19 protein-coding genes are annotated in these 25,337 nt (G+C 62.8%); 13 read left to right on the top strand and 6 right to left on the bottom strand.

The genetic code is table 11. The features are described 5' to 3' along the window. Positions 1-5 precede the first annotated feature (5 nt). The 7 genes from C4Q26_RS27370 (at position 6) to C4Q26_RS27400 (ending at position 10,122) form a co-directional block, all read left to right on the top strand. A complete protein-coding gene (locus C4Q26_RS27370) occupies positions 6-1,250 on the top strand; it encodes an FAD-binding oxidoreductase (protein ID WP_023380337.1) in 1,245 nt (414 codons plus the stop codon). A 22-nt stretch (positions 1,251-1,272) separates the two neighbouring features. Further along, complete coding sequence (locus C4Q26_RS27375) at positions 1,273-2,055, top strand: amino acid ABC transporter ATP-binding protein (protein WP_023380336.1); 783 nt, start codon at positions 1,273-1,275, stop codon at positions 2,053-2,055. A gap of 370 nt (positions 2,056-2,425) precedes the next feature. After that, complete coding sequence (locus C4Q26_RS27380) at positions 2,426-3,238, top strand: gamma-glutamyl-gamma-aminobutyrate hydrolase family protein (protein ID WP_023380334.1); 813 nt, start codon at positions 2,426-2,428, stop codon at positions 3,236-3,238. Positions 3,239-4,410: 1,172 nt separating this feature from the next. After that, positions 4,411-5,322, top strand: coding sequence for a 5-dehydro-4-deoxyglucarate dehydratase (gene kdgD / locus C4Q26_RS27385; RefSeq protein ID WP_023380333.1), 912 nt, complete (start codon positions 4,411-4,413; stop codon positions 5,320-5,322). Between the two features lie 102 nt (positions 5,323-5,424). Continuing rightward, the gene (locus C4Q26_RS27390; protein ID WP_104884001.1) at positions 5,425-6,789 is read left to right on the top strand and encodes an MFS transporter; all 1,365 of its coding nucleotides are present in this window, start codon (positions 5,425-5,427) and stop codon (positions 6,787-6,789) included. A 78-nt stretch (positions 6,790-6,867) separates the two neighbouring features. Beyond that, positions 6,868-8,421, top strand: a complete 1,554-nt coding sequence (gene garD / locus C4Q26_RS27395; RefSeq protein WP_023380330.1) for a galactarate dehydratase — start codon at positions 6,868-6,870, stop codon at positions 8,419-8,421. 120 nt (positions 8,422-8,541) lie between these two features. Further along, complete coding sequence (locus tag C4Q26_RS27400; protein WP_023380328.1) at positions 8,542-10,122, top strand: aldehyde dehydrogenase (NADP(+)); 1,581 nt, start codon at positions 8,542-8,544, stop codon at positions 10,120-10,122. 335 nt (positions 10,123-10,457) lie between these two features. Here C4Q26_RS27400 and C4Q26_RS27405 read toward each other — a convergent pair whose 3' ends face one another. Continuing rightward, complete coding sequence (locus tag C4Q26_RS27405; RefSeq protein WP_023380326.1) at positions 10,458-11,207, bottom strand: FadR/GntR family transcriptional regulator; 750 nt, start codon at positions 11,205-11,207, stop codon at positions 10,458-10,460. 216 nt (positions 11,208-11,423) lie between these two features. Here C4Q26_RS27405 and C4Q26_RS27410 point away from each other — a divergent pair, with 216 nt between their 5' ends. Then, a complete protein-coding gene (locus C4Q26_RS27410; protein WP_027907799.1) occupies positions 11,424-11,753 on the top strand; it encodes a hypothetical protein in 330 nt (109 codons plus the stop codon). A gap of 192 nt (positions 11,754-11,945) precedes the next feature. On the opposite strand, the gene C4Q26_RS27415 is transcribed toward C4Q26_RS27410, so the two are convergent. The 3 genes from C4Q26_RS27415 to C4Q26_RS27425 all read right to left on the bottom strand — a co-directional run bounded on the left by C4Q26_RS27415 (position 11,946) and on the right by C4Q26_RS27425 (position 14,354). Beyond that, on the bottom strand, positions 11,946-12,416 hold the full coding sequence (locus C4Q26_RS27415) for an OsmC family protein (protein ID WP_104884002.1): 471 nt from the start codon (positions 12,414-12,416) through the stop codon (positions 11,946-11,948). Between the two features lie 32 nt (positions 12,417-12,448). Next, positions 12,449-13,663: a YeeE/YedE family protein gene (locus tag C4Q26_RS27420; protein WP_104884003.1), complete on the bottom strand. Its 1,215-nt coding sequence runs from the start codon at positions 13,661-13,663 to the stop codon at positions 12,449-12,451. A 112-nt stretch (positions 13,664-13,775) separates the two neighbouring features. Beyond that, positions 13,776-14,354 (bottom strand): hypothetical protein, encoded by a 579-nt coding sequence (locus C4Q26_RS27425; protein ID WP_104881848.1) that lies wholly within the window; start codon positions 14,352-14,354, stop codon positions 13,776-13,778. A 223-nt stretch (positions 14,355-14,577) separates the two neighbouring features. On the opposite strand from C4Q26_RS27425, the gene C4Q26_RS27430 reads away from it, so the two are divergent. Together C4Q26_RS27430 and C4Q26_RS27435 are read left to right on the top strand one after the other, a co-directional pair. Beyond that, on the top strand, positions 14,578-16,698 hold the full coding sequence (locus tag C4Q26_RS27430; protein ID WP_104884004.1) for a TonB-dependent siderophore receptor: 2,121 nt from the start codon (positions 14,578-14,580) through the stop codon (positions 16,696-16,698). Positions 16,699-16,936: 238 nt separating this feature from the next. After that, the gene (locus tag C4Q26_RS27435; RefSeq protein WP_023380320.1) at positions 16,937-17,236 is read left to right on the top strand and encodes a hypothetical protein; all 300 of its coding nucleotides are present in this window, start codon (positions 16,937-16,939) and stop codon (positions 17,234-17,236) included. A 27-nt stretch (positions 17,237-17,263) separates the two neighbouring features. On the opposite strand, the gene C4Q26_RS27440 is transcribed toward C4Q26_RS27435, so the two are convergent. Beyond that, the gene (locus C4Q26_RS27440; protein WP_023380319.1) at positions 17,264-18,073 is read right to left on the bottom strand and encodes a class I SAM-dependent methyltransferase; all 810 of its coding nucleotides are present in this window, start codon (positions 18,071-18,073) and stop codon (positions 17,264-17,266) included. 264 nt (positions 18,074-18,337) lie between these two features. On the opposite strand from C4Q26_RS27440, the gene C4Q26_RS27445 reads away from it, so the two are divergent. Continuing rightward, the gene (locus C4Q26_RS27445) at positions 18,338-20,173 is read left to right on the top strand and encodes a diguanylate cyclase domain-containing protein (RefSeq protein WP_049818814.1); all 1,836 of its coding nucleotides are present in this window, start codon (positions 18,338-18,340) and stop codon (positions 20,171-20,173) included. A 3-nt stretch (positions 20,174-20,176) separates the two neighbouring features. Here the strand turns inward: C4Q26_RS27445 and C4Q26_RS27450 are convergent, their stop codons facing one another. Then, a complete protein-coding gene (locus C4Q26_RS27450; protein ID WP_027907797.1) occupies positions 20,177-22,366 on the bottom strand; it encodes an OsmC domain/YcaO domain-containing protein in 2,190 nt (729 codons plus the stop codon). Between the two features lie 261 nt (positions 22,367-22,627). Between C4Q26_RS27450 and C4Q26_RS27455 the strand changes: the two genes are divergently transcribed. Then, a complete protein-coding gene (locus tag C4Q26_RS27455; RefSeq protein ID WP_023380316.1) occupies positions 22,628-23,083 on the top strand; it encodes a (2Fe-2S)-binding protein in 456 nt (151 codons plus the stop codon). After that, complete coding sequence (locus C4Q26_RS27460) at positions 23,083-25,332, top strand: xanthine dehydrogenase family protein molybdopterin-binding subunit (protein WP_104884005.1); 2,250 nt, start codon at positions 23,083-23,085, stop codon at positions 25,330-25,332. The genes C4Q26_RS27455 and C4Q26_RS27460 overlap by 1 nt, the downstream gene beginning before the upstream one ends. The last annotated feature ends 5 nt before the right edge of the window (positions 25,333-25,337 follow it).

The raw sequence follows: 25,337 nt of genomic DNA on the forward strand, positions 1-25,337 counted from the left end.
GTTCCATGCATTGCCAGACCCTTGTCCTCGGCGCCGGTATCGTCGGCGTCAGCACCGCGCTGCACCTGCAAGCGCGTGGTCGCCAGGTGATCCTGATCGACCGCGACGAACCCGGCAGCGGTACCAGCCACGGCAACGCGGGCCTGATCGAGCGCTCGAGCGTGATCCCCTACGCGTTCCCCCGCCAACTGGGCGCTCTGCTGCGTTATGGCCTGAACCGCCAGCCCGATGTTCGCTACAGCCTGCTGCACCTGCCCAAGGCAGCGCCATGGCTGCTGCGTTACTGGCGCCAGTCGGCTCCTGGGCGTCTGGCGGGCGCGGCCGCCGACATGCTGCCGCTGGTGCAGCGCTGCGTCGAAGAGCATGACGCGTTGATCGGTGCTGCTGGCCTCGAAGGGCTGGTGCAAGCCAAAGGCTGGATCGAGGTGTACCGCGACCCGGCCCTGTTCGAACAGGCCAAGGCCGAGATCAGGGGGCTTGCCCGCTATGGTCTGCAGTACGAGATTCTCGAGCGCGGCCAGTTGCAGGCGCGAGAGCATCAGCTCGACAGCGCGGTGGTCGGTGGCATTCATTGGCTCGACCCGAAAACCGTGAACAACCCCGGCGCCCTCACCCAGGGTTACGCTGCGCTATTCGTCCAGCGCGGCGGGCAGTTCCTGCATGGCGATGCACGCAGCCTGAGCCAGGTCGCAGGTCGCTGGCAGGTGAACAGCCAGCGCGGCCCGATCACCGCCGACGAAGTCGTCGCCTGCCTCGGCCCGCAATCCGCCCAAGTCTACGAGCGGTTGGGTTACCGCATCCCGCTGGGTATCAAGCGCGGCTACCACATGCACTACGGCACCCGTGACGGTGCACAGCTCGAACATGCGATCTGCGATACACAAGGCGGCTACGTGCTGGCACCGATGGCCCGAGGCGTGCGCCTGACCACCGGCATCGAGTTCGCCGCCAGCGACGCGCCGGGCAATGAAATCCAACTAAGGCGCTGCGAAATCCTGGCCCGCCAACTGTTCCCGGCCCTCGGCGAGCGCCTGGACGACAGCCCTTGGCTCGGTCGTCGCCCCTGCCTGCCGGACATGCGTCCGGTGATCGGGCCTGCGCCAAGGCACAAAGGGCTGTGGTTCAACTTCGGCCATGCCCACCATGGCCTGACCCTGGGCCCGGTCAGCGGCCGCCTGCTGGCCGAGATGGTCACCGGCGAACGGCCATTCACCGACCCTGCGCCTTACAGCGCTGCACGTTTCGACTGAACCCACGCGGGAGAACAACAATATGACCGCCCCCCTGAGCGTTGCCAGCCTTGCTCCTGAACCCGATCCGCGTCCAACGCTGATCAGCATCGAGGGCTTGAACAAGCATTACGGCGCCTTCCATGTATTGCGTGACATCAACCTCAAGGTGCGCGAAGGCGAGCGCATCGTCCTGTGCGGCCCATCCGGCTCGGGCAAGTCGACCCTGATCCGTTGCATCAACCGTCTGGAGGTGGCCGAGCAAGGCACCATTCGGGTCGACGGCACCGACCTTGCTGCGACCAGCCGACAAGCTGCCCAGGTGCGTAGCGAAATTGGCATGGTATTCCAGCACTTCAACCTGTTTCCGCACATGAGCGTGCTCGACAACTGCCTGCTGGCCCCCACCAGCGTGCGCGGGCTGTCACGCAAGGACGCCGAGGAACGCGCGCGGATGTACCTGAGCAAGGTCGGCATCGAGAGCCAGGCGCACAAGTACCCCAGCCAGCTTTCCGGCGGCCAGCAACAACGGGTTGCGATTGCCCGTGCACTGTGCATGAAGCCGCGGATCATGCTGTTCGACGAACCGACCTCGGCGCTCGACCCGGAGATGGTCGCCGAGGTGCTGGATGTGCTGGTACAACTGGCTGGCACGGGCATGACCATGTTGTGCGTGACCCACGAGATGGGCTTTGCCCGGCAGGTCGCCGAGCGCGTGCTGTTCCTTGAAGGTGGTCAGATCATCGAAGACAGCCCGCCAGAGGTCTTTTTCGGCCAGCCACGCACTGCGCGAGCCAAGGCGTTCCTTGCGCAGATACTGCATTGAGGCCTGATCGTCGGCAAGCCGATGCCTGCTGGGGTTGCGGAGCCTTTGCCGGCGCCGAATTGGCGGCGATTCATTGCACGGCTGCAATGAGCCGACTGCATCGTTAAATATAATTGACCTCACCTTACGTCAAACCCTTGCCGCCTGAGGCTCGCAAGGGTTTAACCCCCCGTATTTCGGCGCCCGCCCCCCATCAAAGCCCCTGCGTGTCGTTTGACATATCGAACGGCTCTGGCAATCTATCGCTTAAGCCCCGACCGGAATCGTCGACTCGGACGAGCCGGCAGTGCTCGGGGCTCCAGGCAGCACAGAAGGCCAAGGCCGTGCGCCTGCACAACAACGACAGGTCGAACCTGTCTCAAGGTGACATATGTCCAACAGCAACATTGGCAGCAAACAACCCTCCCTGCGCAAACCCGTCGTCCTGATGACCATGGGCATGCAAGAGCGCAAAGGCCATGACTACCAGGTCATGACCCACAAATACATCACCCCGCTGGTCGAGTTTTCCGATTGCGTCCCGGTACTGGTGCCCACTTGCTGCGGTACCGAAGACCTGGAGACCTATCTGGACATGGCCGACGGCGTGTACCTGACCGGTGCTGGCAGCAATATCGACCCCACCCTGTACGGCCAGGAAAACGAGACCCCAGGCAAAGGCCAGGACAAGAACCGCGACCTGTTCGATATCCCGCTGGTCAAGGCAGCCATCAAGCGTGGCTTGCCGATCTTCGGCATCTGCCGGGGTATGCAGGAAATCAACGTGGCCCTGGGTGGTGATATCTACCAGAAGGTCTACGCAGAGCCAGGTTTCAACGATCACCGGGAAAACCCGGAAGACCCGGTCGAGGTGCAATACGCCCAGGTCCACAGCGTGAAGATCAAGCCAGGCAGCTGGCTGCGCGAAACGCTCGGTACCGATGAGATCCGCGTCAACTCGCTGCACGGTCAGGGCCTGCGCAATCTGGGTGAAGGCATCGAGCCGATCGCTCACGCCGAAGACGGCCTGGTCGAGGCCATCCACGCGCCAAGCATTTCGCCTTTCCTCTTCGCTGTGCAGTGGCACCCAGAGTGGCAAGCTGCGAAGAACCCTGACTCGATCAAAATGTTCCAGGCCTTTGGCGACGCCTGCCGCGCCCAGGTCCGCAAGGCCCAGGCCGGCAAACGCCACCTGGCGGCTTGATTCCTCTGCTTCGTTAGCTTTGATCGCGGGGCGGCGCAACGTCGCCCCCGTTTCCCCGGTCACCCTCTGCTGGTCCCAGAATACTTCCCGTGGAAGCGGGCGGCGGGCTTGTGCCTGTCTCCGCGATCGTTTTTTCCCTTTTCGCAGCCAGAGATACGATGACTGAGTGTGGTCGTCGTGACAGACCCTACGCCTGCGAGATCGAGCGCCGCCCGCGCGGCGCATCGCGAGCAAGGCTCGCTCCTACGTCTGTTTCGGGCCAACTATGCCTGTGAGATTGCCCGCGAACGCTTTGGCACCTGACGCGATATCAGGTCGTAGAAACAAGGCGGTCGCGCGCCGGCCACTGACATCACTGGCCCGAAACAAGCGTAGGAGCGAGCCTTGCTCGCGATGCGCCGCGCGGGCGGCGCTCGATCTCCACCCCACCGCATACCCCAGTGTTTGTTTCGCGCCAATGAATCCCGAGGGATTGGCGTGCAAACGCTTCAGTGCACGGCGCGATATGAGGTCGTACAAACAAAACGGTCGCGCATCGGCCACTGACATCACTGGCCCGAAACAAGCGTAGGAGCGAGCCTTGCTCGCGATGCGCCGCGCGGGCGGCGCTCGATCTCCCCCCCACCGCATACCCCAATGTTTGTTTCGCGCCAATGAATCCCGAGGGATTGGCGTGCAAACGCTTCAGTGCACGGCGCGATATGAGGTCGTACAAACAAAACGGTCGCGCGCCGGCCACTGACATCACTGGCCCGAAACAAGCGTAGGAGCGAGCCTTGCTCGCGATGCGCCGCGCGGGCGGCGCTCGATCTCCCCCCCCACCGCATACCCCAATGTTTGTTTCGCGCCAATGAATCCCGTGGGATTGGCGTGCAAACGCTTCAGTGCACGGCGCGATATGAAGTCGTACAAACAAAACGGTCGCGCATCGGCCACTGACATCACTGGCCCGAAACAAGCGTAGGAGCGAGCCTTGCTCGCGATGCGCCGCGCGGGCGGCGCTCGATCTCCCAGGCGCTACGCCTCTTCGGACATACGCCGCAAATCCCAAGACAAGCACCACCCAAGCAAAAAATCCCCAAAAGGGACTAGCCACCACCATAGTTGTACGATAACTTACATCCATCGCTAAACATCACTCGTCACCCAAGCGCCATAGGATGCCAACAACAATGACTCCACAAGAACTCAAATCCATCCTCTCCCACGGCCTGCTGTCGTTCCCGGTAACCGATTTCAATGCCCAGGGCGATTTCAACCAGGCCGGCTACATCAAACGCCTGGAATGGCTCGCCCCCTATGGCGCCAGCGCCCTGTTCGCCGCAGGCGGCACCGGTGAATTCTTCTCGCTGGCCGCCAGCGAATACAGCCAGATCATCAAGACCGCGGTCGACACCTGCGCCACGTCGGTGCCGATCCTCGCCGGCGTCGGCGGCTCCACCCGCCAGGCCATCGAATATGCGAAGGAAGCCGAGCGCTTGGGCGCCAAAGGCCTGCTGCTGCTGCCACACTACTTGACCGAAGCCAGCCAGGACGGCGTTGCAGCCCATGTCGAGGCCGTGTGCAAATCGGTGAACATCGGTGTGGTGGTCTACAACCGCAATGTCTGCCGCCTTAACGCGGTACAGCTGGAGAGGCTGGCCGAGCGTTGCCCGAACCTGATCGGCTACAAGGACGGCCTGGGTGACATCGAGCTGATGGTGTCGATCCGTCGCCGTCTGGGCGAACGCTTCAGCTACCTGGGTGGCCTGCCGACCGCCGAGGTGTATGCTGCCGCCTACAAGGCACTTGGTGTGCCGGTCTACTCGTCGGCGGTATTCAACTTCATCCCGAGAACTGCGATGGACTTCTACAACGCCATCGCCCGCGACGACCACGCCACCGTGGCCAAGCTGATCGACGATTTCTTCCTGCCATACCTGGACATCCGTAACCGCAAGGCCGGTTACGCCGTCAGCATCGTCAAGGCAGGGGCCAAGCTCGCCGGCTACGACGCAGGGCCGGTACGCACCCCGCTGACCGACCTGACTGGCGAAGAATACGAAATGCTCGCAGCGCTGATGGACAAGATGGGTCCGCAATAAGCGCCCCCGGCGGCCTGCCATCGCCGCCACCGGAGTGGGATGCCCCACTCCGGCTACAACTCGTGAGCCCGCACAAAAATAACTAGTGGGAGTATTGCCAGCATGCAAGCGACTAAAAAGACGCATGTGCGCTACCTGATCCTGTTCATGCTGTTCCTGGTGACCACGATCAACTATGCCGACAGAGCAACCATCGCCATCGCAGGTTCCAGCCTGCAGAAAGACCTCGGCATTGACGCCGTAACCCTCGGTTATATCTTCTCCGCCTTCGGATGGGCTTACGTGGCTGGCCAGATTCCTGGTGGCTGGCTGCTCGATCGTTTCGGTTCCAAGAGCGTCTACGCCTTCAGCATCTTCACCTGGTCGCTGTTCACCCTGCTGCAAGGCTTCGTCGGCGGTTTGCCCGTGGCCTGGGCAGTGGTGACCCTGTTCACCCTTCGCTTTCTGGTCGGTTTTGCCGAAGCCCCGTCGTTCCCGGGCAATGCCCGCATCGTCGCGGCCTGGTTTCCTACACAGGAACGCGGCACCGCCTCGGCCATCTTCAACTCGGCACAATACTTCGCCACCGCATTGTTCGCCCCGATCATGGGCTGGATCGTGTTCAGCTTCGGCTGGGAGCACGTATTCGTGGTGATGGGCGCGCTCGGGATCCTGTTCTCGATGGTGTGGATGAAGACCATCTACAACCCACGTCAGCACCCACGCATCAGCCAGGACGAGCTCGAACACATCGAGCAGAACGGCGGCCTCGTGGACATGGACCAAAAGCGTGGCGATAACGCAGGCCCCAAATGGGGCTACATCAAGCAACTGCTGACCAGCCGCATGTTGCTGGGCGTCTATCTTGGCCAGTATTGCATCAACGCCATCACCTACTTCTTTCTCACCTGGTTCCCGGTATACCTGGTGCAGGAACGTGGCATGACCATCCTCAAGGCCGGCTTCATCGCCTCGCTGCCGGCAGTGTGCGGCTTCATCGGTGGCGTGCTTGGCGGGGTGATCTCGGACTGGCTGCTGCGACGGGGCAACTCGCTGACCTTCGCCCGCAAGCTGCCCATCGTCTGTGGCCTGCTGCTGTCGACCACCATGGTCTTCTGCAACTACGTCGATGCCGAATGGATGGTCGTAGGATTCATGACCCTGGCCTTCTTCGGCAAAGGCATCGGCGCGTTGGGCTGGGCAGTGGTCGCCGACACCTCGCCCAAGCAGATCGCCGGGTTGTCCGGTGGTCTGTTCAACACCTTCGGCAACATTGCCTCGATCACCACGCCAATCGTCATCGGCTACATCATCAGCGCCACCGGTTCGTTCAAGTGGGCGCTGGTGTATGTAGGCGCCAACGCGCTGGTGGCGGTGTTCAGCTACTTGGTGATCGTCGGCCCGATCAAACGGATCGAGTTGCGCGACGACCCAAAGACTGAAGCCGAGCCACGCGCCACTGGCGAGCTGGCCAGCTCTCGCCACTGACAGAGCACGCCCGCGCCGGCGGATGCCGTGGGCGGGCGGACGTACAACGCCTGAGAATCTGACAAACAGGGCCCCCATATGCAGTTGATCGAACACTCAGACTCGCCCCGCTACGTTCGCCTTCACGACGACGATAACGTCGTGGTGGTGGTCAACGACGGCGGCCTGGGCGAAGGCGCCCGCTTCGCCGACGGCCTGACCTTGATCGAGGGTGTACCGCAGAGCCACAAGGTCGCCACCGTGAACATCGCCAAGGGCGAGCCGGTGCGCCGTTACGGGCAAATAATCGGGTACGCCCTTGAGGACCTGCGCCAGGGCAGTTGGGTCCAGGAAAGCCAACTGGCCATGCCAGCGGCCCCGGCACTGGACAGCCTGCCACGCTGCGACGCAGTGCCCGCGCCCCTGCCGCCACTGGAAGGCTTTACCTTCGAAGGCTATCGCAATGCCGATGGGACCGTCGGTACCCGCAACATCCTTGGCATCACCACCACGGTGCAATGCGTGACCGGCGTTCTCGAACATGCGGTCAAGCGCATCCGCAGCGAACTGCTGCCCAAGTACCCGAACGTCGACGACGTGGTGGCACTGACCCACAGCTACGGCTGCGGCGTGGCGATCAATGCGCGCGACGCCTACATCCCCATCCGTACCGTGCGCAACCTGGCACGCAACCCGAATCTCGGCGGCGAGGCATTGGTCATCAGTCTGGGTTGCGAAAAGCTACAGGCCAGTCAGGTGATGCACGATGACGACCCGTCGGTGGACCTCAGCGAACCGTGGCTATACCGCCTGCAGGATGCCAGCCTGGGCTTCGTCGAAATGATCGAGCAGATCATGGAACTGGCCGAAACGCGCCTGAAGAAGCTCGATCAACGCCGCCGCGAAACGGTACCCGCCAGCGAGTTGATTCTGGGCATGCAGTGTGGTGGCAGCGATGCCTTCTCGGGCATCACCGCCAACCCAGCGCTGGGGTTTGCCGCTGACCTGCTGGTACGCGCCGGCGCTACCGTACTGTTCTCGGAAGTGACTGAAGTGCGCGACGCCATCTACATGCTCACCTCCCGCGCCGAGAACCAGGAAGTCGCCGATGCCCTGGTGCGCGAGATGGACTGGTACGACCGCTACCTGCAACAAGGCGCGGCCGACCGCAGCGCCAACACGACACCGGGCAACAAGAAAGGCGGCCTGTCCAACATCGTCGAAAAATCCCTGGGCTCTATCGTCAAGTCCGGTAGCAGTGCCATCCAGGGTGTGCTTGGCCCTGGCGAGCGGGTCAAGCGCAAAGGCCTGATCTTCTGCGCCACCCCCGCCAGCGATTTCGTCTGCGGCACGCTGCAACTGGCCGCAGGCATGAACCTGCATGTGTTCACCACCGGTCGCGGCACGCCTTATGGCCTGGCCATGACGCCGGTGGTCAAGGTCTGCACCCGGACCGAACTGGCCCAGCGCTGGCCTGACCTGATCGACATCGACGCCGGGCGCATTGCCAGTGGCCGTTCGACCCTCGAGGAACTGGGCTGGGAGCTGTTTCACTACTACCTGGACGTGGCCAGCGGCCGCAAGCGGACCTGGGCCGAGCAGCACAAGCTGCACAACGACATCACGCTGTTCAACCCGGCGCCGATCACCTGATACGCCACCTGCCCTGTGGCGGCCGGCTTGTCGGCGATTGGAGTGCGCAGCACTCGCCCAGCGCCTGGCGCCTACAGGAACGACGTTGTCCTCCAGTCTTTTTCTCCAAAGGAGTACCCCATGCCTGAGATCCTCGGCCACAACTTCATCGCCGGCCAGCGCAGCGCCACAGGTTCGCAGCGCCTGCAGAGCCTGGACGCCACCACCGGCGAAGCCCTGCCTTTCAGCTTCATGCAGGCCACCGAAAGCGAAGTCGACCAAGCCGCCAAGGCCGCTGCCGCGGCATTCCCCGAATTCCGCCAGTCGAGCCCGGCCCGCCGCGCCGAGTTCCTCGACGCCATTGCCGCCGAACTGGATGAACTCGATGACGCCTTCGTCGCCATCGTCTGCCGTGAAACTGCCCTGCCCGCCGCACGCATCCAGGGTGAGCGCGGTCGTACCAGCGGCCAGATGCGCCTGTTCGCGCAGCTGCTGCGCCGTGGCGACTTCCTTGGCGCGCGCATCGATCTGGCCCTGCCAGAGCGCCAACCGCTGCCCCGCGTCGACCTGCGCCAGATGCGCATCGGTGTAGGCCCGGTCGCCGTCTTCGGTGCCAGCAACTTCCCGCTGGCCTTCTCCACCGCCGGCGGCGACACCGCCGCTGCATTCGCCGCAGGCTGCCCGGTAGTGTTCAAGGCCCACAGCGGCCACATGGCAACCGCCGACATGGTCGCCACCGCGATCATCCGGGCCGCCGAGCGTACCGGCATGCCCAAAGGCGTGTTCAACATGGTCTTTGGTGGCGGGGTCGGTGAGTGGTTGGTCAAGCACCCGGCTATCCAGGCGGTCGGTTTCACCGGTTCGCTCAAAGGTGGCGATGCCCTGTGCCGCATGGCCGCCGAACGCCCTCAGCCGATTCCAGTGTTCGCCGAGATGTCCAGCATCAACCCGGTCATCATCCTGCCGGGCGCCCTGGCCAGGCGTGGCGACGCCATCGCCCGTGAACTGGCGGGATCCGTATGCCTTGGCGCCGGCCAGTTCTGCACCAATCCGGGCCTGGTGATAGGGCTGCAGTCGGCGCCATTCAGCCAGCTACTCGCCGACCTTGGCCGACACCTGGAGCAGCAAGCCGGCCAGACCATGCTCAACGCGGGCGGCCTGCGCAGCTATGTGGACGGCCTGAAGCATTTGCATGCCCACGCTGGCATCGAACACCTGGCCGGCCAGCCGCAGGAAGGCGGCCAGGCCCGCGCACAGTTGTTCAAGGCGGACACCCGCCTGCTGGTCGAGTCCGACCCGCTGCTGCAGGAGGAGGTGTTCGGCCCGACCACGGTAGCCGTGCAAGCCAAGGACAATGCCGAATTACGCGCTGCCCTACTAGGCCTGCGCGGGCAACTGACGGCTACCCTGATCGGCGAGCCTGAAGACTTCGAAGCCTTCGCCTGGCTGGTGCCCTTGCTTGAAGAAAAAGTCGGCCGCATTCTGGTCAACGGCTATCCGACCGGCGTGGAAGTGTGCGATGCGATGGTGCATGGCGGGCCGTACCCGGCAACGTCCGATGCCCGTGGCACCTCGGTCGGCACCCTGGCCATCGATCGCTTCCTGCGCCCGGTGTGCTACCAGAACTACCCGCAGACGCTGCTGCCCGAGGCGCTGCGTGACAGCAATCCGCTTGGGCTGCGTCGGCTGGTGAATGGGCAATGGAGCGATGGGGCGATCTAAGTGGCCTGATGCAAGAACGCCCTGCTGATGCGGGGCGTTTTTGGCTGTTCGGCGTTAGAGTTGCGCCGTCCGGTAGATCGAGCGCCGCCCGCGCGGCGCATCGCGAGCAAGGCTCGCTCCTACGTCTGTTTCGGGCCAATTATTCCTGTGAGAGTTGCGCGCGACCACTTTGGTGCTGGGCGCGATTGAGCCGTACAAACGAGGCGGTCGCGCACGTCTATTGCTGGGGTTACTGGCCCGAAACAAACGTAGGAGCGAGCCTTGCTCGCGATGCGCCGCGCGGGCGGCGCTCGATCTCACACACACCAACCCACTCCAACCCTGCCCTAAAAACCTCAGCCCTCTTGCGCCTCAGCCTCCTCATGCGCCTGGCGCAACCGCTCGCGGCTATTGCTCAAATGCATGCGCATGGCCATCTTCGCCCCCTCGCTATCGCGCCGGGCAATCGCTTCATAGATCGCTTCATGCTCGTGGCTCAGCCGGCTCATGTAATGGGCCTGGTCGTCACGCGCCAGGCGCGCCGAATTCAGCCGGGTGCGCGGGATAATGCTGGTGCCCAGGTGGTTGATGATATCGGCGAAGTAATGGTTGCCGCTGGCCTGGGCGATGCGCAGGTGAAACTGGAAGTCCGCCGACACCGCATCGAAGGCATGGGCAACACCTTCGTTGAGCTCGTCCAGCGCAGCACGCATGCCGGCCAGTTCCTCGTCGCTGCGCCGCTGCGCCGCAAGGCCTGCCGACTCGATCTCCAGAGCGATGCGCAATTCCAGCACCGCCAGCACTTCACGCAGCGTGACCACGGTCGCCGGGTCGATGCGAAAACCGCTAGAGGCCGGAGCGTCCAGCACGAAAGTGCCGATACCATGGCGAGTCTCGACCTGACCGGCTGCCTGCAGCCGCGAGATCGCTTCACGCACGACCGTGCGGCTCACGCCTTCCTCGGCCATGATCTGCGATTCGGTCGGCAACTTGTCGCCGCGCTTGAGCTGGCCGCTGCGAATGCGCTCGGTCAGCACCGTAACCAGTTCCTGGGCCAGACTGCGCGGCTTGCGCCGGGTTCTTGCCTGTACCTGTTGCTCTGTCATGCCCTGTATTTCACCTTGAAAGACAGCCGTCATGATAGCGCAAGCAGTTGTACGATCACATACACCCCGCCCGGTATTTATTACTGTGCCGCACCGCCCCCCACTTGAACTGGCGATTGGCGGTCGCATTGCCCCCACCTGCCAGCAAACTGCTGGCCCCCAGCCCTTCGCAGGCGAGGCAAACTCCCTTCTCCTTCAGAAGCTTAGGACAGCAACATGCGGGTATTTCTAGCAACCATGGCCGGCTGCCTGTTGGCCACGATCGCCTTCGGCGTCCAAGCCAGGACGTTGAGCCAGAATGATCGCCACGTCTGCGCCTGGGGTTCGCAGATCGCCGCCGAGGCTCAGCAGGCCAAGCTCTCCGGGGTTACGCTGTATGCCACCCGCAAGAAGCTGCAGGTACGTAAATTCCCCAAACCGTGGATGCGCATGACCGCATTCGGCATCACCGAGCAGACCTACAACAGCCGCTCGCGACTCAAGCCGGCGGCTATCAAGCAGACGTATTACGAGCAGTGCGTGCAGCATGCGGTCGCCAAGAGATAATTTCTTATTTATCAAAATATTATGGCTAAATATTGATGAATAATCTAGCTGGCGATCCATTACATCCAGAAGTATTTTCCTTTTTTGATCAATAACTTAATTGCACAAAATGAATCAAAATCGAGAAAATAGGCCACCCTGTCACCGCAATCAGCTGCATGTTTATCATTGCCGCACGCAGTGAAGTAAGGGTCAGCCTGGGTAGATTGGCTGGCAACGCACCTCTGTCCTCACCGAGTTGGCGATGAAGCACTCTTCATGAGCAAGATGGTGCAAGCGCTCCAACTGCTCCAGAGTCGGCTGGCGCTCGTCCGAGAACGCCACCCGGGGGCGCAGGGTCACAAGGGTCATCGCCGTGCGCCCCGCTTCATTGCGATCCATCACGCCGACAGCATCGTCCACGTACTGCTCGACGCAGAAACGCTGCTTGGCCGCAAGCGACAGAAACCACAGCATGTGGCAACTGGACAGCGATGCGACGAAGGCTTCTTCGGGGTCGACCGCCCAAGCATCGGACAGCGGCAACGGCACCACATGGGGCGACGAGGAACCCACTACCTCGACACCGCCATCGAAACGCCACAGGTGCCTGCGGCTGTACTGGTTACCGAGGAAATCCTGCCCCTCACGGGCCCAGGCTACTTGTGCCGTGTATTGCGCCACGCAAACCTCCTTGTTCAGATCATCATTAGAATTCAGCAGCCGGTGAGCGCTACGGGACCACGCTCACCGGCAAAGAACCACGGACGCAGGCGCACACCGATCACGTTGCCGGCATAGGCCGCCAGCAACCACAACCAACCGTGCACGCTGCCCGAGGCGATGCCGCTGAAATAAGCGCCAATGTTGCAACCGTAAGCCAAGCGTGAACCATAACCCAGCATCAAGCCGCCGACCATGGCAGCGATCAACGATGGCAGGGGAATCTTCAGGCTAGGTGCGAAACGGCCTGCCAGCCCCGCGGCGAGCAAAGCCCCCAGAACGATACCCAGGTCCATGACCGTGGTGATGTCCTGCCACAGTGGCGCCGCCAGCGCCTTGGCGTTGGCTGGCATCTGCCAGAACGCCCAACTGCTCACGTCCACCCCCAGGCCGTTCAGAGTCTTGGCGCCCCACAGGGCGAACGCCGAGGTGATCCCCCAAGGTCGCCCCGCCAGGGCCAGGGTGGCGTAGTTCAGCAAGGCCAGGGCGATAGCGCCCCACAAGAGCGGCCACGGGCCACGCACAAAGCGTTGCAAGCCTTGGTGTTCGCGGGCAACCGGCGCTTGCAGGGTTGCATGCCGACGCTTTTCAAGCACCACGGTCGTCCAGGCAATCAGGCCGAACAGCGCCAGGCTCACCAGCAAAGCGGGTCCGACACCCCACACCTGAACGATCGAAGTGGCCGGAAACGATGGCAGCGTAAACCACCAATCAGCGTGATGGGTCGCCGACACCGAACCGATGATGAAGAACAACAGGGTCACCAGCATTCGCGCGTTGCCACCGCCGACGGTGAACAACGTCCCGGAAGCGCAACCACCGCCCAACTGCATGCCGATGCCGAAGATGAACGCGCCGAACACCACCGAGACCCCTGCCGGAGCCACCAGTCCGCTTACCGGGTTACCCAACAGGCTACCCGCCGACAGCGCCGGAAAGAACAGCAGTACCGCCAGCGCCAGCATGACCATCTGGGCCCGCAGACCGGCGCCACGGCGCTCGTTGATGAACACTCGCCAGGCCGAGGTGAAGCCGAACGCTGCGTGGTAGAGCGTCAGGCCCAAGGCCGCGCCGACAAGCAGCAGCAACACCTGCTTGAAACCGGCATTGCGGTTGAGAAACCAGGCCCCGGCCAGCAACAAGGCCAGGGCGATCGAGGGGGCGCCCAAGCGGCGCGGTTCGGGTGTGGCGGCAGAGGAAAGACCCATCACAATACTCGGATTTCAATGAAACGGGCGCCGAGTATAACGCCCTGGGTCTTCGAAAACCGCTCAGCCGGCGAGTACGAGCGTTATGCGGGGACGGCGCCTCATCCCGTCGCTAGCGTGACGTCTCCACGCGCAATACTTCGGTGTAGATGGCATCGACCGTCTGCCCGACCTTGAGGTTCTTCATCCGGGCCTGAAGGTCAGGGTTCTCGACCTTGACCACCTGTAACTTGCCCTCAGGCGGCAGCAGGCTTACCTCATGGTTCTTGAGGTCGATTTTCTGGATCTGTGACGTCACCCTGACCTGGCGGAACGCTTCGCCCCCTGGGTTGGGGTTGTCGGCAGTGGCACGGAGGGTGCCAGACTCATCGCTCATCTTTGGCGCCCCACCTACATGGGTGTTGAGCACGTAGGCCACCGCGCGGGTGACATAGATGTCGACGGTGTCACCGACCTTCAGGTTGGGCAACGCCTTGGCCTTCTCGGTCAACTGAAAGGTTACATCCTTGTCGTTAGGCCCTTTAACCGTCACCTGACGCTTTTCCAGGTCGATGGCCTGCACCTGGGTGGTGACATGACTTTCCAGCGCCTCACTTCCAATCGGTACGTCCGCCGCCTGGGCGAGGAGGCTGACAGTGGTCAGCATCGAAGCAAGGGCAACGGCGCGAGCCAGGGAGCTAATGGGTTTCATAGGCAGCTTCCATGTGATTCAGAGCGAATGAGTGGGGAAATCCTTACGCGCAGACAAGCATAGCCATTGCGCACCAACCCGCCGCCCCCGTTAGCAGCGGGCGCCATTTTTGGATCCCAAAAGCCATTACAAAATTATTAGGGAATGATTAACCTTTACACTTGCTTTACATTTGTTAACCATTACCATTCGCGACTTCAAAACAACAACTGAGTCGCCCTTCATGGCAAAACTGTCTGCTGCTCCTGCCTCATTGTCAGTACTCGGCTTGCTGGTCGCCCCCACCGCTCATGCCGACACCCAGGAGGCCCTCGCCCTCCCCGCAACTTCCGTTACCAGCGCCTACGAGCAGCAAAGCTACAAGGCCAGCGAAAGCAAAAGCGCGCTGAAGATCGATGCGCCGCTGCGCGACATTCCACAGACCGTGAACGTCGTTCCAGAGAGCGTGATCAAGGACCAGGGCGCTCAGTCCATGGCGGACGTGCTCAAGAACGTGCCCGGCGTCGGCCTGTCCAACGGCGATGGTCAGCGCGACCAGGTCACCATCCGCGGCTTCAGCGCCATCGGCGACATGTACATCGACGGTGTTCGGGACGACGCCCTGTACTTTCGCGACCTGTCCAACATCGAGCGGGTCGAAGTCATCAAAGGTCCTGCCGCCGTGCTCTACGGCCGTGGCTCCTCGGGCGGCCTGATCAACAGCATCAGCAAGAAACCTGGCTTTGCGCCCAAGCGCGAGGTCGGCGTCAGTTTCGACAGTGAAGGCAAGCGCCGCACCCAGTTCGACACCGGCTGGGCTGACCAGCGAAGCAACCAGGCCTACCGCGTCACTGGCGCCTTCGAAGACAGCGACACCTTCCGCGACGATGGCTACATCGACCGCAAGGCCATCGCCCCGTCGGCTTACTTCAGGCTGTCCGACGACCTGGAGCTGAACCTGGGTGCTACCTACTTGTACGACAAGCGCCTGATCGACTTCGGTATCCCCGCCCTGGGCAACCGTCCAGTGGATGTCGATCGCGACAAGCGCTTCGGCTCAGGCGATGCCGACCAGGACTACGCCCGCAGCGAGGTATTCTCGTTCACCGCCAGCCTCGACTACCGCATCAACGACGACTTCACCCTGACCAACACCAGCCGCTTCTACCGCTACGACCTGGACCGCAACAACACGCTGGCCGACAGCAGCCCTACCCGCTTCGTCACCGCGCCCAACGGCGAGTTGCTCGTCAAGCTCAACCGCGGCAACGTGGCGCGTGACGAGTACGGCGTGTTCAACCAGACCGAGCTCAAGCAGCAGGCACAATTGCTTGGCATGCAGCACAACCTGCTGTACGGCGTGGAAGTGGGCATGCAGGACAAGCACCAGCGGGTCTTCAGCCAGAACAACGTGGCCCAGGTACCGGTGTATCGCGACGGCCTGGTACCGGTACCAGAGCATGCGGCCAACCTGTCGTCCAAGGGCACCAACTATCAGCAGACCACAGGCCTGTACGTGCAGGACCTGGTCGAGCTGAGCGAGCACTGGAAAGCCCTGGTCGGCGTGCGCTATGACATCTTCGGCCAAGAGTACGACGACGACCGTCGCCAGAATGTCGACCTCGACCGCACCGACAAGACCTGGAGCCCGCGTGCCGGCCTGGTGTATCAACCTGACGCGATCCAGTCGTACTACGTTTCGGTGAGCCGCAGTTACCAGCCGTCTGGTGAAGTGTTCGCGGTCAGCCCGAGCAACCAGCACCTGGAACCTGAAGAGACCACCAACTACGAGCTGGGCGCCAAGTGGGACCTGCTGGACAACCGTCTTTCGCTGACGGCGGCGATCTTCCGCCTCGAACGCACCAACATGAAGACGGCGGACCCAGCCAACCCGAACCTCACCATACTGGCCGGCGAACAACGCACCGACGGCTTCGAAGCCACCGTCAGCGGCCAGTTGACCGACAAGTGGCAGGTTTACGCAGGCTACGCCTACCTGGATGCGGAAATCACCAAGTCCAACAGCAAGACCAACGGGGTGTCCAACGAAGGCCAGACGCCCACGCTGACCCCTCGCAACAGCGCCAACCTGTGGCTGGTGCGCACCCTCACCCCGCAATGGCGGGTGGCTGCAGGCGCCAACTACGTCGACGAGCGCTACACCGCGCTGGATAACAAGGTGGTGATGCCTGGCTACACCACCTTCGATGCGGCGCTGCTGTACAGCGTGCCGCAGTGGGACATGGCCTTGCGCCTGAAGAACCTGTTCGACCGCGACTACTATGCCTCCGCGCACGGCTCGGTCGACCTGATAACCCCAGGTGCGCCGCGCACCCTGGAAGCCAGCCTGAACTACCGTTTCTGACCCTACGCGCCTGCTGTGGAAGCGGCCTCGTGCCGCGAAAGTGCCACAAAAGTGGCCCCAGACTTCAGCCTCGATGGATGAAGCGCTGGGGCGACCCTGCGGCCCTTTCGCGGCTCGACTACATTTGCTGTACCCCCCAGGAAAGAGGGACCGTCGGGTTCACCGCTTGGCCGGAATGACATATCCTGACGCGCATTCACCAACCGGACCGTAGCGTTCACCGAGCTTGGGGCATGTCATGAATGCGCACCCTCTACGGCACTGCAACTACCTGTTCGCCAGTGCTCTGATCGCCATCAGTCTGGCCATGACGGCCGGGTGTTCCAACAAAACCAGCAAGGCCCGTTACGCCATGGCGACAACGGGCTCCAAATGCTACGCAAAAGCACTGCCCAGCAGCGGCGAAGGCGGCCTGGCCTGGGGCAACACGTTGAGCATCGCCCAGCAAAAATCACTGAACAACTGCATCCGTTATGCCAGCAGGTCCGGGGGCACCCCGGACACGTGCCAGGTGGTCCTGGCCAAGTGCAAGAACTGACGGGTACCCGGGCCGCGACAACCCGGTTCAGCGCCGCACGATCACGACCTCAAGGTACTCGCTGGGCACCACCAGCGACGCACCGCCGATGTTGTTTTCATTGAGCAGCTCCGTCAGGTCATCCTCCAGCGCCCTCGCCGCTTCCGGCTCCAGCGCGGCAAAGGCTTTGTGCACCGGGCCGTACCAGGTACGGAAGACATCGATGAAATGCGAAGCCGAACGATAACGGAAATTGAACAGCTCATGGCTGACCGTCATCGAGCCGATCTCACCACTGAACATTTCCCTCAACTGCGGCTCGTCCCCCCAGCGCGACGGTGGTAACGCCCCGGCAGGTGGCGGGACATGTCGTCCCAAGGTCTTGAACATTTGCCCAACGAAGCCCTGGGGCGTCCAGTTGGCCATGCCGATACGCCCACCAGAACGGCAAACCCTGGCCAGCTCGCGGGCCGCTTGCGCCTGGTTGGGGGCGAACATCACGCCGAAGGTTGAGATCACGGCATCGAAGGCACCGTTTCGAAATGGCAAGTCCTCGGCGTCCGCCACCTGGAAGTCCACGCTCAGGTGTTCTGCACGGGCGCGTTCCTCGCCGCGCTTGAGCAGCGCGGGTACATAATCGGTAGACGTCACCTTGCACCCGCGCCGCGCGGCAGCCAGTGTGGCGTTACCGTTACCGGCCGCGACATCCAGCACCTGCTCGTCCCAGCGCAAGTCGCAGGCTTCGGCCAGGCGCTCACCGACAATCTGCAGGGTGGTTCCGATCACGGCATAATCGCCGCTGGCCCAGGCGGCCTGCTGGCGGGTCTTCAACGCATTGAAATCCAGGGATGTGCTCATGGTCCACGCCTACTGTGTAGTGCTCGACCGGACGACTTTGCGGCGGTCGATGCGCCTTGAGTCAGAAAGAATTGAGACCCGCTGAGGGCCATTCACCAGCTAAACCCCACATTCGCTGCGCGGCAAGCAGCACCTGGCTGAATGGCAAGAACGGTTCATTACAACGATGCATCTGTTTAGATGCCCGTTGCAGGGGCTTGCGCTTGCCGAACGTCCCGCTAAGGTTGGCTTCAGGACATCGCAGCCTGGAAAACAAAATCCGTCATGCTAATTGCCCCACCACCCCTCAACGAAGCTGCCCGACTGTGCTTCCTGGACAGCCTGAATATCCTCGACACGCCGGCAGAGGAAAACTTCGACCGCATCACACGGCTGGTCAGCCGCCTGCTCGACGTGCCAATGGCGCTGGTTTCGCTGGTGGACATGAACCGCCAATGGTTCAAGTCACGCCACGGCCTCGATGCGCAACAGACCTCGCGGGATGTCGCTTTCTGCGCCCATGCCCTGCACGCCGATGACATCCTGGTGATCGCCGACGCCAAAACCGACCCACGCTTCGCGGATAACCCGCTGGTGGTCGGTGCCCCGTTCATCCGCTCCTACGCTGGCGTGCCACTGCGCTTTGCCGGCGGGCTGACCGTCGGCACGCTGTGTGCGCTGGACACCCGTCCGAGGCAACTCGGCGAGCAAGACCTGGAGCACCTGCGCGACCTGGCCCGGATCGTCGAGCGTGAGTTGCTGCACCGCAGCCTGGCCATCGACGCGCGTATCGTCGATGAAGCCGAACGCAGCGCCCTGGTGTCCTCGGCCGAGCGCTTCCGCGCGGTCTTCCAGGAGGGCCCTTCGAGCAAGGCAATCATCAGCCTGGAAGGCCGTATCTACGAGCCCAATCGGGAGTTCTGCCAATTGCTGGGCCAGCCGCCCGAGGCATTGGTGCTGCAAACCCTACTGCAGCAAGTGCATGCCGAGGATCGCGAACTGTACACCGCCCTGGTCCATCGCCTGCTGACCGGTGAGCAGGACAACGCCATGCAGACCTTGCGCTTGCACAGCCATGCTCGTGGCGTGGTGTGGGTGGAACTGAGCATGTCGGCGCTGCGCGATGAGCACGGTCTGCCCGCGCAACTGGTGGCTTCGGTGCGCGATATCACCGAGTTGCGCCGCACCCAGTCACGCCTGCAGCAATACCAGGCCTCGCTGGAACAACAAGTGGCCCAGCGCACCGAAGATCTGCAGCGCAGCCAGACCACGCTGCAGGCCATCGCCGACAACCTGCCGGTGTTGATCGCACACATCGACACGGCGCTCAGGTACCGTTTCAACAATGCCTTGTACAAGGAAATCTTCGGCCTGGACCCCGCTCACCTGAAGGGGCGCAAGGTCGCCGAAGTGCTGCCAGAGCATGTCTACGAACACCTGCTCCCATACTTTGGCAAGGCGCTGGCCGGCGAGCGCGTGGAGGCCGACGATGTCCGCTACAACCCGGCCGACCCGCGCATCTGGCACACCAGCTATGTACCCGACGTGCGCCAGGGCAAGGTTGAAGGTTTCTTCGTGATGTCGCTGGATGTGACCGAACGCAAGAAACGCGAAAAATCGCTCTTGGACCAGGCGACCCTCGATCCGCTGACCGGCCTGCCCAATCGTGCGGTGCTGCAGCACGAGCTGACCTACGCGCTGCGCCAGCAGACTGCCTTCGCCCTGTACTTCATCGACCTGGACGGTTTCAAGAAGGTCAACGACGAATGCGGCCATGAAACCGGCGACCTCCTGCTGCAGGCGGCCGCCAGTCGGATGCTGGCGGTCATGCGGGCCGATGATGTGGTTGCCCGTCTGGCTGGAGACGAATTCATCGTCATTGCCCAGTCCGTGGCCAACCAGGCCGCTGCCCGGGATATCGGACGCAAGCTCTGCGACACCCTGGCCAGCCCGTTCCGCCTGGCCGATACGCAGGTCACCATCGGTGCCAGTATTGGCATCTACGTGCGCGGTGCTGGGGGCGGTAGCCACACCCCGGAAGAGGTATTGGCGCGCGCGGACAAGGCGATGTACGAAGCCAAGCGGCTCGGACGCAACCGTTGCAACGTCGCGCCCGACTGACCCTTACTGGGCGGCCTTGGCCCGTGCCGCGTGCAGCTTCTTGTAGCTTTCGATCAAACGCAAGTGGCGGTCGAGGCCTTCGAGCTTCATGCTGGTCGGGGTCAGCCCATGGAAGCGCACGCTGCCGTCCACCGAACCCAGCACCGCGTCCATGCGCGGGTTGCCGAACATGCGACGGAAGTTGACTTCGTAATCCGCCATTTCCAGCTCATCGTCCAGCACGACCTCCAGCACCACGTTCAAGGCCTGGTAGAACAGGCCGCGCTCGACGGTGTTGTCGTTGAACTGCAGGAAGGCCTCCACCAGCTCCTTGGCGTCGTCGAAACGCTGCAAGGCCAGGCAGATCAGCAACTTGAGCTCAAGGATGGTCAACTGGCCCCACACGGTGTTTTCGTCGAACTCGACGCCGATCAGGGTGGTGATGGTGGTGTAGTCATCCACCTCGCAGTTGTCCAGGCGCTTGAGCAGCGCCCGCAGCGCACGGTTGTCGAGGCTGTGCAGGTTGAGGATGTCGGCGCGGAACGCCAGGGCACGGTTGGTGTTGTCCCAGATCAGGTCTTCGACCGGGTAGATCTCCGAGTAGCCCGGCACCAGGATGCGGCAGGCATTGGCGCCGAGGTCATCGTACACCGCCATGTACACTTCCTTGCCCATGTCTTCGAGAATACCGAACAGGGTCTGGGCTTCCTGGACGTTCGAATCCTCGCCGTGCCCGGAGAAGTCCCACTCGACGAACTCGAAATCGGCCTTGGCACTGAAGAAGCGCCACGACACCACGCCGCTGGAGTCGATGAAGTGTTCGACGAAGTTGTTCGGCTCGGTCAGGGCATGGCTTTCGAAGGTTGGCTGCGGCAAGTCGTTCAGCCCTTCGAAACTGCGGCCCTGCAGCAATTCGGTGAGGCTGCGTTCCAGTGCCACTTCGAAGCTCGGGTGGGCGCCGAACGAGGCGAATACGCCACCGGTGCGCGGGTTCATCAGGGTCACGCACATCACCGGGAACTCACCGCCTAGCGACGCATCCTTGACCAGCACCGGGAAGCCCTGCTCTTCCAGCCCCTGGATTCCGGCCAGGATGCCTGGGTACTTGGCCAGCACTTCCTGCGGCACATCCGGCAGCGCCAGTTCGCCTTCGAGGATTTCGCGCTTGACCGCCCGCTCGAAGATCTCGGACAGGCACTGCACCTGGGCTTCGGCCAGGGTATTGCCCGCGCTCATGCCATTGCTAAGGAACAGGTTCTCGATCAGGTTGGACGGGAAATAGACCACTTCACCGTCCGACTGGCGCACGAATGGCAGCGAGCAAATACCGCGCTCGGTATTGCCCGAGTTGGTGTCGTAAAGGTGCGAGCCGCGCAACTCGCCATCGGCGTTGTAGATGTCCAGGCAATACGCGTCGAGGATCTCCACCGGCAGCGCATCCTTTGGCCCTGGCTTGAACCAGCGCTCATTGGGGTAGTGCACGAACGGCGCATTGGCGATTTCCTCGCCCCAGAACTGGTCGTTGTAGAAGAAGTTGCAGTTCAGCCGCTCGATGAACTCGCCCAGCGCCGAAGCCAGCGCAGCCTCCTTGGTCGCACCCTTGCCGTTGGTGAAGCACATCGGCGACTGTGCGTCACGCACATGCAGCGACCACACGTTGGGCACGATGTTGCGCCACGACGCGATCTCGATCTTCATGCCCAACCCCGCCAGGATCGACGACATGTTGGCGATGGTCTGCTCCAGAGGCAGGTCCTTGCCGGCGATGTAAGTGGTGGTGTCGGCCACCGGCATCAGCAGGCCCTGGGCATCGGCGTCGAGGTTGTCGACTTCCTCGATGATGAACTGCGGACCGGTCTGCACCACCTTCTTGACCGTGCAGCGGTCGATGGAGCGCAGGATGCCCTGACGGTCCTTCTCGGAAATGTCCTCGGGCAGCTCGACCTGGATCTTGAAGATCTGGTTGTAGCGGTTTTCCGGGTCGACGATGTTGTTCTGCGAAAGACGGATGTGCTCGGTGGGGATATTGCGTGTCTGGCAGTACAACTTCACGAAGTAAGCCGCGCACAAGGCCGACGACGCCAGGAAGTAGTCGAACGGCCCCGGCGCCGAGCCATCGCCTTTATAGCGGATCGGCTGGTCGGCGATTACCGTGAAGTCGTCGAACTTGGCTTCAAGACGTAGGTTGTCGAGAAAATTGACCTTGATTTCCATGCGGGATTACCGTGATTTAAGCGTGCAAAACGAAATTGGCCGGCATTATCCGGGTTTTCGACCCGGAAGTCCTGTTTGTCTGCACCGGCATCATCGTTGCTGGCTTGCGCATTTCACCGAATTACTTGCCTGATCCTCCTGACCTGCACCCCGCACCAGACCAGGGGTCACCCTCCTGTGCTAGCGTTTCTGGGTCAGGGAAGAGTGTATTCCCAGCCCACCCAGAACATGCGACAGCAACCGATGATCAGCAGGTGAACCATGGAACTACGGATCAACCAGAAGACCTATCAGGTCGAGACCGATGCGGACACGCCCTTGCTGTGGGTGATCCGTGACGACCTGGGCCTGACCGGCACCAAGTACGGCTGCGGCCTGGCCCAATGTGGCGCCTGCTCGGTGCTGGTGGACGGCAATGTGGTGCGCGCCTGCGTGACGCCGGTGGCAGGCGTGGTCGGCCGCGAGGTGACCACCATCGAGGCCATCGAAACCGACGAGGTGGGCAAACGCGTGGTGGCTGCCTGGGTCGAGCACCAGGTGGCTCAGTGCGGCTACTGCCAGTCCGGCCAGGTGATGGCTGCCACGGCTCTGCTCAAGCACACCCCGAAACCCAGTGACGAGCAGATCGATGCGGCAATGGTCAACCTGTGCCGCTGCGGCACCTACAACGCCATCCATGCGGCGGTGCATGCGCTGGCCGAAGGGGGTAAGGCGTAATGAAACCTCGGACCGACACCCCTGAAGACCTGCTGAAGCTAACGGCGGGCGAAACGGTCAACCTGTCGCGCCGACGCTTCCTGGCCAGCAGCGCGGTAGGCGCGCTGGTCCTGGGCTTCGGCTTGCCACTGGGCTCGGCCCGGATCCAGGCCGCAACCGCTGCCCCCGAAGCGCGCGGCACCCAGGTTCCGGCATTTCTGGAAATCCGCCCGGACAGCACCGTGCGCCTGCTGTGCCCATTCATGGAAGGCGGCCAGGGCATCTACACCGCCATGGCGCAGATCGTCGGCGAAGAACTGGATGCCGACCCCGCCACCTTCGTGCTCGACAGTGCACCGCCCGGCGAAACCTATGTGGTGATGGAAAACGGCATGCGCATTACCGGTGGCAGCATGTCGGTGCGCATGAGCTACCCGACCATGCGCCGCCTCGGCGCCCTGGCCCGGGCCATGCTCCTGCAAGCCGCCGCTCAACAGCTGGGCGTGCCGGTCGGCGAGCTGTCCACCGAGCCTGGCAAAGTCGTCCATGCCGCATCTGGCCGTTCGCTGGCCTACGGTGAGCTGGCAGGGCGCGCCATGGACCTGCCGGTGCCGGACCCTGCCAGCATCAAGCTGCGCGACCCCAGTCAGTTCCGTTGGATCGGCAAACCGGTGCGCCGGGTCGATGCCTATGACAAGTCCACCGGCAAGGCGCTGTATACCATCGATATCAAGGTCGACGACATGCTCCACGCCGCCGTGCAACATGCGCCACGCTTGGGCATGACCGTCGGCAACCTGCGCAACGAGGACCAGGTCAAGGCCATGAAAGGCGTGCATTCGGTGCACCGCCTGCCTGGCGCCGTTGCGGTGGTGGCCGAGCGCTGGTGGCACGCCAAGCGTGCGGTCGAGGCCCTTCAGGTCGACTGGCAAGAACCTGCCGCCGACTCAAAAGTGCGGGCCATGCCGGCCGACTTCTCCAGCGACGCCTACCGCGACCACCTGGCTGCCCAGCAAGGACCGGCCCGTGATGACGAGGTAGAGGGAGACGTGGCCAAGGTACTGGCCGAAGCCAAGACCACGGTTGAGGCCACCTACCACAACCAGTACCTGAACCATGCCCAATTGGAGCCGCCGTCGGCCATCGCACGCTTCAACCCGGATGGCTCGCTGGAAGTCTGGCTACCCAACCAGGCGCCGGACATGTTCCGCGACGACATCGCCAAGCGCACCGGCCTGGACCCGGCACGCATCACCCTGCACTCACCGCTGCTGGGTGGCTTCTTCGGGCGACACTTCCTGTACGACTCGGCCAACCCCTACCCACAGGCCATCGCGCTGGCCAAGGCGGTCGGCCGACCGGTCAAGCTCATCTGGAGTCGCGAGGAAGAGTTCCTGCGCGACGTGCATCGGCCCATGGCGGTGGTCAAGTTTCGCGCCGCGCTGGATGCCGAAGGCCTGCCAGTCGCCATCGAGGCCGTCAGTGCCACCGAGGGTCCAACCGAGGCGCTGGCCGGCAAGCAGGGCGAGAAGATCGACCCTACCGCGCTGGAAGGGCTGTCCGGCAAGGCCTATGCCATTGCCAACAAGCGCATTGCGCAGATCTATGTGAAAGGTCCGGTGATGCTTGGCTACTGGCGCTCGGTGGGCAATTCGCTGAACGATTTCTTCTACGAGGCATTTCTCGACGAATTGGCCGACAAAGGCGGCAAGGACCCGTTCGAACTGCGCCTGCAGTTGCTCAAAGGTAACCCACGGCTGACCCAACTGCTGCAGGCTGTCGGTGAGCTTTCCGGCGGCTGGAAGCGCGGCCCGTTCACCGCCGAAGATGGCAGCAAGCGCGCCCGTGGCGTGGCCATGGCCTCTCCGTTCGGCTCCGAGGCAGCGGTCATCGCCGAGGTCTCCATCGAGAATGGCCAGGTCAAGGTGCACGACATCTGGCAGGCCATCGACCCTGGTAGCATCGTCAACCCGGCGATCATCGAAGCGCAGGTCAACGGTGCAGTGGCCCTGGGGCTGTCTCAGGCGCTGCTTGAGGAAGCGGTGTACGTCGACGGCAAGCCCAAGGCGCGCAACTACGACTTGTACCCGATCTTGCCACCGTCGCGGATGGCAAACGTGCATGTGCGGATCGTGGAAAGCGGCGCGAAGATGGGCGGCATCGGCGAACCACCACTGCCGGCAGTCGCCCCGGCTGTGGCCAACGCCGTGGCGCGGCTGACCGGCCAGCGCATTCGCAGCATGCCCCTTAGCCGTTACACCTTCAGCTGACCGAG

This window comes from Pseudomonas sp. SWI44 (genome assembly GCF_002947915.1).
Taxonomy (GTDB): Bacteria; Pseudomonadota; Gammaproteobacteria; order Pseudomonadales; family Pseudomonadaceae; genus Aquipseudomonas; species Aquipseudomonas taiwanensis.

Excerpts from the sequence above, each read along its gene's own strand:
- C4Q26_RS27370 (WP_023380337.1), top strand. The coding sequence starts at position 6 with ATGCATTGCCAGACCCTTGTCCTCGGCGCCGGTATCGTCGGCGTCAGC.
- C4Q26_RS27375 (WP_023380336.1), top strand. The coding sequence starts at position 1,273 with ATGACCGCCCCCCTGAGCGTTGCCAGCCTTGCTCCTGAACCCGATCCG.
- C4Q26_RS27380 (WP_023380334.1), top strand. The coding sequence starts at position 2,426 with ATGTCCAACAGCAACATTGGCAGCAAACAACCCTCCCTGCGCAAACCC.
- kdgD (WP_023380333.1), top strand. The coding sequence starts at position 4,411 with ATGACTCCACAAGAACTCAAATCCATCCTCTCCCACGGCCTGCTGTCG.
- C4Q26_RS27390 (WP_104884001.1), top strand. The coding sequence starts at position 5,425 with ATGCAAGCGACTAAAAAGACGCATGTGCGCTACCTGATCCTGTTCATG.
- garD (WP_023380330.1), top strand. The coding sequence starts at position 6,868 with ATGCAGTTGATCGAACACTCAGACTCGCCCCGCTACGTTCGCCTTCAC.
- C4Q26_RS27400 (WP_023380328.1), top strand. The coding sequence starts at position 8,542 with ATGCCTGAGATCCTCGGCCACAACTTCATCGCCGGCCAGCGCAGCGCC.
- C4Q26_RS27405 (WP_023380326.1), bottom strand. The coding sequence starts at position 11,207 with ATGACAGAGCAACAGGTACAGGCAAGAACCCGGCGCAAGCCGCGCAGT.
- C4Q26_RS27410 (WP_027907799.1), top strand. The coding sequence starts at position 11,424 with ATGCGGGTATTTCTAGCAACCATGGCCGGCTGCCTGTTGGCCACGATC.
- C4Q26_RS27420 (WP_104884003.1), bottom strand. The coding sequence starts at position 13,663 with ATGGGTCTTTCCTCTGCCGCCACACCCGAACCGCGCCGCTTGGGCGCC.
- C4Q26_RS27425 (WP_104881848.1), bottom strand. The coding sequence starts at position 14,354 with ATGAAACCCATTAGCTCCCTGGCTCGCGCCGTTGCCCTTGCTTCGATG.
- C4Q26_RS27430 (WP_104884004.1), top strand. The coding sequence starts at position 14,578 with ATGGCAAAACTGTCTGCTGCTCCTGCCTCATTGTCAGTACTCGGCTTG.
- C4Q26_RS27435 (WP_023380320.1), top strand. The coding sequence starts at position 16,937 with ATGAATGCGCACCCTCTACGGCACTGCAACTACCTGTTCGCCAGTGCT.
- C4Q26_RS27440 (WP_023380319.1), bottom strand. The coding sequence starts at position 18,073 with ATGAGCACATCCCTGGATTTCAATGCGTTGAAGACCCGCCAGCAGGCC.
- C4Q26_RS27445 (WP_049818814.1), top strand. The coding sequence starts at position 18,338 with ATGCTAATTGCCCCACCACCCCTCAACGAAGCTGCCCGACTGTGCTTC.
- C4Q26_RS27450 (WP_027907797.1), bottom strand. The coding sequence starts at position 22,366 with ATGGAAATCAAGGTCAATTTTCTCGACAACCTACGTCTTGAAGCCAAG.
- C4Q26_RS27455 (WP_023380316.1), top strand. The coding sequence starts at position 22,628 with ATGGAACTACGGATCAACCAGAAGACCTATCAGGTCGAGACCGATGCG.
- C4Q26_RS27460 (WP_104884005.1), top strand. The coding sequence starts at position 23,083 with ATGAAACCTCGGACCGACACCCCTGAAGACCTGCTGAAGCTAACGGCG.